Genomic DNA, 10,957 nt, shown 5'->3' with positions numbered 1-10,957 from the left:
ACCATGCACTGGCACCACTGGCGCACGCGCCACCAGGCCCGGGCCCGAGCCAGCCACTACCGCGCCCGAGCCACCGCTCACTCACCGTGAAACCACCGGCTGTAGTACTAGCTGCCCATCATCCAAGCTCCGAGCAACTCCAGCCTTGAATGGATCAGACCTCCAATTGCCGTTCTCGTCAACATTGTCATGGCCGATTCCCCGAAGATCCCCAACTGTTGCATTTGGCTCGTACGTGACCGGTTCGGACTTGCCGTTCTTCCCGAAGAGCTTCGAGAGGAATCCGCCCCCACTTGGGCAGTTGTGTACAAGCACTGGGGTCGTGCCGGCCAGCACATCGTACGTGTGGTAGGTGTCCAGTAATGTGCCAAAGGGGCGGGTCACCGGTGGTGGCCCACCCCTTTGGTGTCATCGCCTGACGGCTGCCGGCAGCTCTCTCGTGAGGTTGGCAGTTCTGCTAGCGCGTGGTAGCTGGTACCACTGCCAGGTACGGGCTGGTTTCTTCGGGGAACATTGTTTCGGGGACCAGAATGGCGCGCTTCCCGGTGGCTTCGGCGAGCACCGACATGAACCGAATGATGCTCACCAGGTCGTCATTGGATCGAACATCGCGAGGGTCACCCTGGAAGTCAACCATCTCGGTCGAATAGAAATCTGTAGACCAATCCAGTCGGCCAGTATGGATGGTCAGGCGATGTCCTTGATTGCCCGTCAAATCAATATCGGAAATTGCGACAGAAGAGCCTGAGGCGAGATTCAGGACAGAGAACGAGATTCCAATCTTCTCAATCGAATCAAGCACGTGGCGCCATTCTTCGATGCCGGTGCCCAAGACGTAGATTTCGATCAGGCCGCCTTCCTGTAGTCGAATCTGTGCGAGAATTTCAGGCGACTTGGTCAAGATGTCAGTGATCCAGGAATCCAACAAATCTTCCTCCGTCTGTCCATCGGGCGCCGATATCAGGGTGAAGGAAATCGACGACCGGGCCATGCTGAGGGTGAGTCCAGGTTTGAATGGCGGTTCGAGGGCTAGTAAGAAGGTCATCGATCAGATAATTTGCCATGTCGATTCGCTCCTTTCCAGACCCCAGTGAAATCAATGTTGTACCCGGCCGCCCCATGTGCTTTTGGTAGGCCCGAGAGGCAGCGGAGTCGCCAGCGTTTCCGCGGAGCGGCTTCTTGGCAGCATCGGCCAGTTTGTCTAGATCCAGGCAATTGTGCACCAGGACCGGCGTGGCCCCCGCCAGCACATAGTACGTGTGCTACGCGGCCCCTCTCTGACTGCTTTTTCGCAGGTCAACGGTGTTTTGATGGTCCGTCGGTGTCCGTGAGTGTGCGCTGAAGTCCGTGGTTGTTGCCGTCGCCGCTGCCGTCAGAGGTGTAGACCAGTCGTGCTGTCATCGGCTGCGCGCGTGATTCTACTGCCACGATCCGGGCTCAGCACGGACGACGGTGCGCGTGGTCTGCTCGTAAGACTGATGGCCGGTCTGCGCGCAGTGCCCGGCGATCCAGCGCGTCAGCTCCTCTGGGGCATGCAGCTCCCCGGACGCGGCGGCGCAGTTCCGTTCTTCGCCGGTGACGCAGACCGCTTCGAAGGTCGGCAGCGCCATGGGGTCGGTCACGGTGGTCACGTGGTACTCGCGGAAGCGGTAGCGGCTGGTCTTGCCCATCAGTTTTTCCCGTCCTCCTCCTGCGGCGCCGGGATGCGCTGCCCGCGTGAGTCCGCGACCCTGAGCGCGTCAGACAGGGCCTCGGTCAGCCGGCAGGCCAGCCACCGGTACTCGACGCTCGACGGCATCCACTCTCCCGGGGCCAAGACGCTCCGGGCGTACTCCAACAGCTCCTCGCCCATGGTGAGCTGCATCGCCTCGATGCGGTCGGCGAGCTTCGAGACGTAGCCCTGGCCGTTGGTGCTCAGGTAGCAGAGGCGACCGTCCATCGCGGTCCACGGGAGCAGTCGCAGTCCGTCGATCGTGCGCTCCGCGTGGCTGTCGCTCTGGTCCGTCGGCGCCTGCTCGTGGTCGGCCTTGCGGTGGCTGTCCTGCATCGCCCGCACGGCGGCCAGCCGGGACCGGTCACGGCTGCGCACGGCTGCACGCGCACGCTTGCGAAGCCTGACGCACTCCGCGCATGCAGAGCCGCAACGCTCCCGCCGCTGTGTCGCTTCGTGAGCCATGCTGCTTCCCTCCATCGGGCCGGGTCTCTTGATCAGGATCCCGTTGGCGTGAACCTTGCGGAGTAGCCAGCGTGTCTGCCTCTGTGTCTGCCAAGCTGGCCTGGTGCGGGAGACGGTCGGGGAACTGGTCAGGCGCCTTCGCCGGGCGCGCGGTTGGAGTCAGCAGCGGCTCGCCGAGGCGCTGGCCGATGCTGCCCCCGGACGCGTCCCGCCGACACGAAACGACGTGTCCCGCTGGGAGATCGGCACCCGGTCCCCCCGTGAGTGGCTGCCCTTCCTCGCGCGGGTGCTGGAGGTTCCCCGCGAGATGCTGGAAGCGGCGAAGGCAGTCCAGTCCCCCGAGCCCGCGCCGCGTGTGCTGACCGTGGCCGACTTCCTGCCCGAGGGCGACCCGCTGTCCGCGCTGACGGCGCGAACGGGTCGCCAGATCGGGGCCGGGCAGGTTGCCGACCTGGTCCACCGGGTCCACGGCCTGCGGCTGGCCGACGATGTGGTGTACGGCAAGGACCTGATCGGGCCCGCTCTGCGGGAGTTGCGGGCAGCCGTGAAGCTCTACCGGGAAGGCAGCCACACCGAGGAAGTGGGACGCGAACTGCTGCGGACCATCGGCGAGTTGTCTCAGATCGCCGGATGGGTGGCCTCTGACGCGGGCGAGCACGCTGAGGCTGAGCGGATCTACCGGCTCGGCATGAGTGCGGCACGTGAGGCAGGGGATGGGGTGCTGTCCGGGAACGTGGCGGGCTCACTGGCCTACCAGTGGAGCAACACCGGTCGTACGGCAGACGCGGTGCATCTGGCCAACGCCGCTGTGGCGGAGGCCGGTCCGGACGCCCCGCCCAAGGCTCGCGCGCTCTACTTGGACCGTGTGGCCTGGGCACACACCAGGGCCGGCCAGGATCGCCCGGCGATGATCGCTCTCGGGGAGGCGGGCGAAGCCCTGGCCGAAGACTCGACCAGCACCGAATCGCCGTCGTACCTGTACTGGATGGACGCCGGGGAACTTCAAGTCATGGAAGCCCGCGTCTACACCGAACTGCGCCGGCCCCTGCGCGCCGTACCTCTGCTGACGGATGTACTCGGCCGCTACGACGCCAGTCACGCACGCGAGTTGGCGCTGTACCTGTCGTGGCTGGCCGTGGCCTACGCCGACGCCAACGAGCCCGAGGCCGCAGCCGGGACGGCAGGCCGCATGCTTGCGCTCGGGCAGAGCGGCAGCGAGCGCACGGCAGAGCGCACGCGGATCGTCCTGGACCGTCTGCAGGTCTTCCGCGGCGTACCCGAAGTCGCCGAACTCCTGGCATCCTGACAGCCCGGATCGCCCACCGGCCGGGGCTGGCGCCTTCGGCAGGTTGCAGGCCTGAGCGGGACGGGTCCCTCGTCGGTCGGGCAGCTTCGCCGGACCAGGGTTCTCCGGGGGCCGCCAAGGCTCACCGGGTGACGCTTGCGCTCGGCCTTGGCGGCCCCCGGGGGTTCCTGGTACGCCTCCGGGGACCGGCCGGCGAGGGGCACGATCCGCGACCCGCGACCTCTCACCACGACGGTGCCGCACCAGTGCTCGGCCCCCGGTCCCTCGGAGGGAGGGCAAGGGGTGAGGCAGAGCTCTGCGGACTGCGCTGCTCTCGCTGGTGTTGCGCGCCCGGACGGGCGGGGGTGCCGCTGAGCGGGGCGGAGACAGGAGCGGGCGGCGGCCCCGCCGGGCCGGAGCGCGCGCGGCCCGCGACAGCGGGCCGCCTTGATCCAGTAAAGAAACTCTGAACAGCTCGACAGCTCAACCCGTTGCCCATGCATGCCCCGGGCACCTCTGTCGCGGCTGAGCCCGTGGGACTACCGGCGCTTGCGGGCCTCGTCGAGCCTGTCACGAAGTCGCTGACCAGCGTTCGGGTCCGGCTCGCCGCGCAGGCGCTTGCGCTGCTGCACGGCTGCGGTCATGGCCTGGACGTCGGCCATCGCGGCTTCGTACTCGGTGCGGGCCTTCTCCAAGCGCTCTTCCGCGCTCTCCAGTTCGGCGGCAACTTCCTCGTCACTCTTGCCGCTGAGCCGTACGGCTTCCTCGTCGGCCCGATGCTGAGCTGCCATCTCTTCAAGGCTCTCGTGGTAGCGCTTCATGAACTGTTCACGGGGACTGGGGGTCCGGACGAACACGCCCCGGCCCTGGACGGAGTAGATCAGTCCTTCGTCCTTGAGCTGCCGAAGCGCGTTCTGCGCGGTCGAGTTGGCGATGCCGAACCGGTCTTGCAGCTCGCGCGCGGAAGGCAGCTTGCTGCCGGGCGGAAACCGCCCGTCCTGAATCTCCTTGCGCAGGGCATCCGCGGTCTGGACGTAAGGCGGGCGCGGGTCATCCGGTGCAGGCTTCCAGCCGGTGAGGAGACCGCCAAGCCCGACGTACGCGGGATCGGACGCGTCTGCGCCGGCCTCGGAGGACTCCTCGGTGACCCGCACGTAGCTGCCCCGGCCCAGCACGGAGTAGATCAGGCCCTCGTCCTTGAGCAGGCGAAGCGCGTTCTGCACGGTCGAGCTGGCGATGCCGAAGCGCCGTTGCAGCTCGCGGGCGGAGGGGAGTTTCTCGCCTGGACGTAGCTCGCCGTTACGGATCGCGGCGCGCAGAACCTCGGCGGCCTGCACGTACGGCGGCCGGGAGTCCTCTTCCAGGGGCAGCGTCATGCCTCCGAGGGTAGCGGTCGGCCCGCACCCAGGGGATACCCGCGCACCCGCGCGTGCCCGAACACCCGAGTGTGCCGACCTGTTCCATGTGTGCTGATCCGTTGCGCGTGTGCCGATCCGTGTCGTATGGTCTTGGCGCGGGTCGAACACGCGACCCCATCCGAGCAAGGGATCACCTCATGGCCATGACCCGTATCCGCGTCGCCCTGCTGCCGTCGGCGGTGTGCATCGCGGGCACCGAGCCGGTGCTCAAGATCAAGGACCAGCAGACCGGGGAGGTCGCCACCGACCGAGAGACCGGCGAGTCGCTGTACACCGTGACGGTGATGCTGATGGAGGACGGTCGGGCCGAGGTCCTCAAGATCACGGTCCCGGAGTCAGGCCTGCCGGTAGGGCTCAAGCCGGGCGCGATGGTGCGGCCGGTGGACCTGTTTGCCACCCCGTGGGCGCGGGTCTTCAACGGGCAGCTCTCCGACGGCGTCGCCTACCGCGCCGCGCGCCTGAACCTGGTCGCGGTGGAGGCGGCCCAGTGATCCGCTTCGAAGGCCCCGAGGCGGGGCGGAAGTTGTACCCGCTGCGGGCCCTTCCGGGGGCCGAGGGCAAGGCTACGTTCTCCGTCTCGGCCGCCGTGCTCGACCTGCTGGGCCTGAGCCCGGAGCAGGCGGCCCACCTGGACCTGGGCGACATGTTCCGTCTGATACGCGAAGAGGGGGAGTGAGATGGGAACCGTGACCGAACACGCGCCGGATGTGGTGCTCGTCGCGGCACTGCTGCTGGGCGCGTGGCTGCTGCTGACGGCGGTGCGCTACGTGCGGGCCGATCCGAGCACGCGGGTGAGCATGCGCCAGGCCGTGCGGGTGCGCTGGGGCTGGGTACGCCTGGCCCGGATGGCCGGGCTGACGGTGACCGACAAGACGCCGGGCCTGCTCGCGCAGATCACCGCGCAGAAGGGAACCGCACCCCCGCCGCGCGTGCTCACCCCGAAGATCAAGGTGAAGCCCGATCAGTTCGGCGTCGTCGTACGGGCCACGTGCCTGCCAAAGGTCGGCCTGGAGGAGTACCAGAAGGCGGCGCGCTTCCTGGCGGACGCCTGGCGGTGCACGCGGGTGTCCGTGCTGCCGGACGGCCCCGGCAAGGTGGTGATCCGGGGCGTGCGCCTGGACCCGTTGACCACGTCGACCGAGCACCGCCCCACCGGCCGCCCGCTGGCGGAGGTGGCCCGCTGGGACCTGGGCGTGGACGAGTACGCCGCCCCCGTGTTCGTGTCCTTGGCCAACGTGCCCGGGGTGACCGTGGCCGGCACCCCGGGGGCGGGTAAGACCTCGGTGGTCAACCGGCTGGTGTGCGACTTCGCGCCGTCGGCGGCGGTGCAGTTCGCGGGCGTGGACGGCAAGGTGTCGTGGGCCTCGGAGGGCGACTACGCCGACTTGGCCAAGCGGATGTTCGCGTTCTCCGGGGACGACCTGGACGAGGCGAACGCGCTGTTCAAGCGGCTGGTGGAGCTGCGCAAGCTCCGCTCGTCCACCATCCGTGAGGTGCTGGGTGTGAAGAACATGTGGCACGTCGGCCCCTCGCCGCACTGGCCGCTCACCATCCTGATCATCGACGAGGCGCACACGTTCTTCCGCGAGTACAAGGGCAACGACGCCGAGACCAAGCGCCTGGCCGCGCTGACGGCGGAGAACGCGCGCCTGGTGGAGGACCTGGTCAAGAAGGGCCGCAGCGTCGGCATGCTGGTCCTGCTGATCAGCCAGAAGACCACCGGCGACGCCATCCCCACCTTCATCCGCGACGTGTGCCCCGTCGGGCTCTCCTTCGCCCAGAAGACGGCGGAAGCCGCCGTGGCCGCGCTCGGCGACGACATCCGCAACTGGCCCGACGCCAGCCCGGTGACCTTGCAGGACCCCGCCTATGTCGGGGTGACGGTCATGGCGATGCAGGGTCGCCCCGGCTTCACCCGCATCCGCACCCCGTACGTCGCCGACGCCGACGCCGCCCGCATCGCGGAGGCAACCGCCCACCTGACGATCGACCCCTCCCTGTACCTGGACGCCTACCTCGCCTCGACCGGCCGGGCGCTCCCCGCAGGCCGCGAGGCCGAGCCGGCCGACCCCCCGGTGCACCTGGCCAAGCGCCCCTGACCGCTCCCGAAGCCCACGCTGGAAAGGAGGTTGAACGCATGGCGGAGGAACGGTTCACCCGACGCACCGTCACGCTGGTCATGGCGATCATCGCGGCCCTGGCCTTCGTCTTCTCCTTCGGCAACGTGTGGGCGCTCGCACTGCGACTCGGCGTACCCCGCCCGATCGCGCCGCTGGTCGCCCCGATGGTGGACCTGTCGGTGGTCGGACTCCTCATCGCACTGCGGTACCTGGCCCTGCACGGCGTCCCAGCGCACGAACTGCGCGCCGGCACCCGCCTGTTGCACCTGTGCGGCGTCCTCACGCTCGCACTGAACACCGCCGAACCGCTGCTGACCGGACGCTACGGCCGCGCCGCCCTGGACACCGTCGCCCCTCTCCTGCTACTCGGCTGGGGACGCGTCGGTCCCGCCTTCCTCGCCCAGTTCCACACGCTCGCCCACCCCGCCCGACTCCCGGAGGCCGCCGCACCCATCCCCATTCAAGCCGCCGACACGGCTACCGCCGCGACCCCGGCCCCGGCTCCCGAGCCGGAAGCTACCACCCACATCCCCGCTCCGGCTCCGGCCGCCTCCGTCATCGAGACCCCCGAGCCCGCTCAGGCCCCGGCCACAGAGCCGGTCGCCGCTGCAAAGCCGACCGTGACCGCCGCCCGACCTGCCCTGCCCGCCGCCCTACTCGACGCAGCCCGGCGCATCGCGGACACCCACCACACCGAGCACGGCCAGCCCATCACCGCCGCTCAGCTCAGGACCCGCATGGGCGTCGCCCTGCCGGTGGCTACTGCCGCACTCGCCCAGCTCTGATCTGGGCCCGCGCCCCGCCGGCCGAATCACCTCCCACTGAACCCACGCCCGCCGACGGGCCTGGTTCGCCATGCCCCGAGCAGCACCAACATGCCCTCTTAGCAATCTGGTTGCTGCTCGGGGCCACCCCACCCACAGAAGGGAAACGCCCCGACATGGCCGCCCTGGACCTGCGCCTCGTGGCAAGCCCCGCCCTGCGGGACCTGATCCACCTGGTCAACCTGCCCGACTTCGACCGCGCACACCAGCAGATCGAACGCCTCGGCGGCTGCACCGAACCCGTGCGCCTGCTCGGCCAGACCACCACCATCGACACCGCAACCGGTGAGGTACTGCGCTCCTACAACACCGCCGCCGAGCCAACCGGCAGCCTGCTGACGACCTGCGGCAACCGCCGCGCCTCGCGCTGCCCGGCCTGCTCCCGCGTCTACGCCGCCGACACCTTCCAACTGATCCGGGCGGGCCTGACCGGCGGCAAGAACGTACCGGACACCGTCCGCACCCACCCCCGCGTGTTCACCACGCTCACCGCGCCCTCCTTCGGCCCCGTCCACAACCGCCCCACCGACACGGGCGGTGCCCTCCGGCCCTGCCGCTGCGGCAAGCGCCACGAACCCGCAGACGCGCTGCTCGGCACCCCGCTGGACCCGAAGACCTACGACTACCCGGGCGCGGTGCTGTTCAACGCCCACGCCGGAGCCTTGTGGGCGCGCTTCACGATCTACCTGCGCCGTGAGATCGCCGCCCGGCTCGGACTCACGCAGAAGGCGGCCCGCGCAGTGCTGCGCGTCTCCTTCGCCAAGGTCGCCGAGTACCAGAAGCGCGGCCTGGTCCACTTCCACGCCGTCATCCGCCTCGACGGCCCGCACGGCAGCACCCAGCCCCCACCACCGTCCGCCACGATCACCATGCTCGCCGACGCCATCCGGGCCGCCACCGCCCGCGTCTCGATCAGCGTCGTCTCGGACGCCGTCGGGGAACGCGAACTCGCCTGGGGCGAACAGCTCGACGTGCGCGAGATCGCCGCCTTCGGCACCGACGCCGAGCTGACCGATCACGCGGTCGCCGCCTACGTGGCCAAGTACGCCACAAAGTCCGCCGACTCATCCGGCGCTCTCGACCGCGCCCTGTTCTGCCGCCCCTGCCAGGGACGCGGCATGACTATGACCACGCGCGGAACCCCGCTCCAGTGCACCGCCTGCGTCGGCACCGGACAGGCCCGACCGCTGCCCCGCCTCGCCGTCGAACGCCACGTGCGGCAGATGATCCGCACCTGCTGGGAACTGGGCAAACGCCCCGAGTTCGAAGCACTCAAGCTCTGGAAGTGGTCGCACATGCTCGGCTTCCGGGGCCACTTCTCCACCAAGTCCCGCTGCTACTCCGTCACCCTCGGCCAACTGCGCGACGACCGCCGCGCCTGGCGCAGCGAACAGGCCCGCACACACGCCGGCCTGCCCGACCTCGACCCGAGCACGACCCTCGTCATCGGCCACTGGGCCTACCACGGCTCGGGCTACAGCCCCGGCGCGGAACTCCTGTCCGCCGCCGTCCGGCACCGCAGAGAACTGGCACGGCAGTTCACCGCAGAGGGCGGCTGCTGATGACCCCACTCCCGGGGCCGGGCGGCGACCTGCTGACAGTCCCCCAGGTCATGGCCCGCCTCCAGCTCGGCCGCTCCGCCGTCTACGACCTGCTCCGCACCCGGCAGCTCGCCTCCATCACCCTCGGCCGCGCCCGCCGCATCCCCGCCCACGCCCTCAACGACTTCATCCGCACCCGACTCGAACAGGACGCCGCCTGATGACCACACCCCGCGACACCCCCGCCTCCCGCCGCAGCCGCGCCAACGGCGACGGCACCGTCTACCAGCGCAAGGACGGCCGCTGGGAAGCCGCCGGCTACGTCCTCGCACCCGGCGACACCCGCAAGCGCGTCCGTGTCTACGGCATCACCCGCAAGGAAGCCCTCGCCAAGCTCACCGAGAAGATCGCCACCAGCAACCGCGGCGTCCCGGTCGTCTCTGTCCAGGGCAGCCTGGCCGCCTATCTGACGTACTGGCTGGAGAACGTCGCCGTCCACCAGCTCCGCGAGACCACCCACACCCGCTACACCGCCTGCACGAACCGCTACCTCATCCCCGGCCTTGGCAAGAAGAAGCTCGCCAAGCTCACCGCCAAGGACGTGCGCACCTGGCTCAACCAGCTCCGCACCGCCTGCCAGTGCTGCGCCCGCGGCCTCGACGCCGCCCGCGACCAGCCCCGCTGCTGCGCGACCAGCACCTGCTGCGGCAAGCGGCTCTCCCCGCTGACCCTCGCCTACATCCACTCCGTACTCAAGTCCGCCCTGGAGCACGCCGTCCGGGAGGAAGAGATCCCGCGCAACGTCGCCCGCAATGTTCGCACCGGCACACCCCGGCCCCGCCGTTTCGAACCCCTCACCGCCGACGAGGCCCGCACCTTCCTCACCGCCGCCCGGGGCCACCGTCTCCACGCGCTGTTCGAACTCGCCCTGCGCACCGGACTGCGCAAGGGCGAACTCCTCGGCCTGCGCTGGGAAGACCTCGACCTGGACGCCAGCACGGCCAGCATCCGCCGTACCCTCCAGCGCACCCGCACCGGCGGCCTGACCACCCTCCCCACCAAGACCGTCAGCTCCGAACGCCGCATCGCCCTCCCGGCCCCCTGCGTGCTTTCACTCCGGACCCACCGCAAGCAGCAGGCCCAGGAGAAGGAGAAGGCCGGCGCGAGCTGGGTGGACAGCGGCCATGTCTTCACCCGGCCCGACGGTCACCCCATCGAACCCGCCACCCTCACCCGCCACTTCAACGCGCTCCTCCGCCGAGCACACCTCCGCCAGATCCGCTTCCACGACCTCCGGCACTCGACCGCGACCCTGCTCCTGGAACAGGGCGTCGAACTCGTCGTCATCAAGGAACTCCTCGGCCACGCCCACATCGGCGTCACCGCCACCGTCTACGCACACGTCCGCCTCCGCCTCCAGCGCGACGCCATCGACCTCCTCGGCCGCACCCTCGGCAAGCCCTTCGAGGCTGGCACCAACCCCGACGACGGCGACGACCCACCGCTTTGTGCAGCATCCGTCCGCTGACGTTGCCGTCAACTACTGCCGTCAGACGCAGCAGAAGCCTCGCGGGAGAACCGTTCCGCGAGGCT

Annotated in this window: 12 protein-coding genes; 8 read left to right on the top strand and 4 right to left on the bottom strand. The window is 69.4% G+C overall.

Going from position 1 to position 10,957, the window contains the following annotated elements; genetic code table 11:
• Positions 1-457: 457 nt before the first annotated feature.
• The 3 genes from LN042_RS33345 to LN042_RS37895 form a co-directional block, all read right to left on the bottom strand.
• Positions 458-1,045 carry a hypothetical protein gene (locus tag LN042_RS33345; RefSeq protein ID WP_230055189.1) on the bottom strand — a complete coding sequence of 196 codons (588 nt, stop codon included), beginning with the start codon at positions 1,043-1,045 and terminating at the stop codon, positions 458-460.
• A gap of 373 nt (positions 1,046-1,418) precedes the next feature.
• Positions 1,419-1,670, bottom strand: coding sequence for a DUF7848 domain-containing protein (locus LN042_RS33340; protein ID WP_230055188.1), 252 nt, complete (start codon positions 1,668-1,670; stop codon positions 1,419-1,421).
• Positions 1,670-2,089 (bottom strand): hypothetical protein, encoded by a 420-nt coding sequence (locus tag LN042_RS37895; protein WP_308191906.1) that lies wholly within the window; start codon positions 2,087-2,089, stop codon positions 1,670-1,672. Before LN042_RS37895 ends, LN042_RS33340 begins: the two co-directional genes overlap by 1 nt.
• Before the next feature lie 190 nt (positions 2,090-2,279).
• Between LN042_RS37895 and LN042_RS33330 the strand changes: the two genes are divergently transcribed.
• Entirely contained in the window at positions 2,280-3,482 is a 1,203-nt protein-coding gene (locus tag LN042_RS33330; protein WP_230055187.1) for an NsdA family TPR-like regulatory protein, read from the top strand.
• 518 nt (positions 3,483-4,000) lie between these two features.
• Here LN042_RS33330 and LN042_RS33325 read toward each other — a convergent pair.
• Positions 4,001-4,837: a GntR family transcriptional regulator gene (locus LN042_RS33325; protein WP_230055186.1), complete on the bottom strand. Its 837-nt coding sequence runs from the start codon at positions 4,835-4,837 to the stop codon at positions 4,001-4,003.
• A 179-nt stretch (positions 4,838-5,016) separates the two neighbouring features.
• Between LN042_RS33325 and LN042_RS33320 the strand changes: the two genes are divergently transcribed.
• The 7 genes from LN042_RS33320 to LN042_RS33290 all read left to right on the top strand — a co-directional run bounded on the left by LN042_RS33320 (position 5,017) and on the right by LN042_RS33290 (position 10,892).
• Positions 5,017-5,370, top strand: coding sequence for an SCO3933 family regulatory protein (locus LN042_RS33320; RefSeq protein WP_230055185.1), 354 nt, complete (start codon positions 5,017-5,019; stop codon positions 5,368-5,370).
• Complete coding sequence (locus LN042_RS33315; protein WP_230055184.1) at positions 5,367-5,555, top strand: hypothetical protein; 189 nt, start codon at positions 5,367-5,369, stop codon at positions 5,553-5,555. Before LN042_RS33320 ends, LN042_RS33315 begins: the two co-directional genes overlap by 4 nt.
• A 1-nt stretch (position 5,556) precedes the next feature.
• The gene (locus LN042_RS33310; RefSeq protein WP_230055183.1) at positions 5,557-6,978 is read left to right on the top strand and encodes an FtsK/SpoIIIE domain-containing protein; all 1,422 of its coding nucleotides are present in this window, start codon (positions 5,557-5,559) and stop codon (positions 6,976-6,978) included.
• Between the two features lie 38 nt (positions 6,979-7,016).
• Positions 7,017-7,784 carry a DUF2637 domain-containing protein gene (locus LN042_RS33305; protein ID WP_230055182.1) on the top strand — a complete coding sequence of 256 codons (768 nt, stop codon included), beginning with the start codon at positions 7,017-7,019 and terminating at the stop codon, positions 7,782-7,784.
• Positions 7,785-7,939: 155 nt separating this feature from the next.
• The gene (locus LN042_RS33300) at positions 7,940-9,385 is read left to right on the top strand and encodes a replication initiator (RefSeq protein WP_230055181.1); all 1,446 of its coding nucleotides are present in this window, start codon (positions 7,940-7,942) and stop codon (positions 9,383-9,385) included.
• Positions 9,385-9,585 carry a helix-turn-helix domain-containing protein gene (locus tag LN042_RS33295; RefSeq protein ID WP_230055180.1) on the top strand — a complete coding sequence of 67 codons (201 nt, stop codon included), beginning with the start codon at positions 9,385-9,387 and terminating at the stop codon, positions 9,583-9,585. Before LN042_RS33300 ends, LN042_RS33295 begins: the two co-directional genes overlap by 1 nt.
• Complete coding sequence (locus LN042_RS33290) at positions 9,585-10,892, top strand: tyrosine-type recombinase/integrase (protein WP_230055179.1); 1,308 nt, start codon at positions 9,585-9,587, stop codon at positions 10,890-10,892. Before LN042_RS33295 ends, LN042_RS33290 begins: the two co-directional genes overlap by 1 nt.
• The last annotated feature ends 65 nt before the right edge of the window (positions 10,893-10,957 follow it).

Origin of the sequence: Kitasatospora humi, from assembly GCF_020907985.1 — a bacterium.
Lineage (GTDB): Bacteria > Actinomycetota > Actinomycetes > Streptomycetales > Streptomycetaceae > Kitasatospora > Kitasatospora humi.
The sequence above is the reverse complement of the archived record's forward strand: the minus strand, read 5'-3'. Positions and strand labels throughout refer to the sequence as shown.

Coding starts and splice junctions, on each gene's coding strand:
- LN042_RS33345 (WP_230055189.1), bottom strand. CDS start 1,045: ATGACCTTCTTACTAGCCCTCGAACCGCCATTCAAACCTGGACTCACC.
- LN042_RS33340 (WP_230055188.1), bottom strand. CDS start 1,670: ATGGGCAAGACCAGCCGCTACCGCTTCCGCGAGTACCACGTGACCACC.
- LN042_RS33325 (WP_230055186.1), bottom strand. CDS start 4,837: ATGACGCTGCCCCTGGAAGAGGACTCCCGGCCGCCGTACGTGCAGGCC.
- LN042_RS33320 (WP_230055185.1), top strand. CDS start 5,017: ATGGCCATGACCCGTATCCGCGTCGCCCTGCTGCCGTCGGCGGTGTGC.
- LN042_RS33310 (WP_230055183.1), top strand. CDS start 5,557: ATGGGAACCGTGACCGAACACGCGCCGGATGTGGTGCTCGTCGCGGCA.
- LN042_RS33305 (WP_230055182.1), top strand. CDS start 7,017: ATGGCGGAGGAACGGTTCACCCGACGCACCGTCACGCTGGTCATGGCG.
- LN042_RS33300 (WP_230055181.1), top strand. CDS start 7,940: ATGGCCGCCCTGGACCTGCGCCTCGTGGCAAGCCCCGCCCTGCGGGAC.
- LN042_RS33295 (WP_230055180.1), top strand. CDS start 9,385: ATGACCCCACTCCCGGGGCCGGGCGGCGACCTGCTGACAGTCCCCCAG.
- LN042_RS33290 (WP_230055179.1), top strand. CDS start 9,585: ATGACCACACCCCGCGACACCCCCGCCTCCCGCCGCAGCCGCGCCAAC.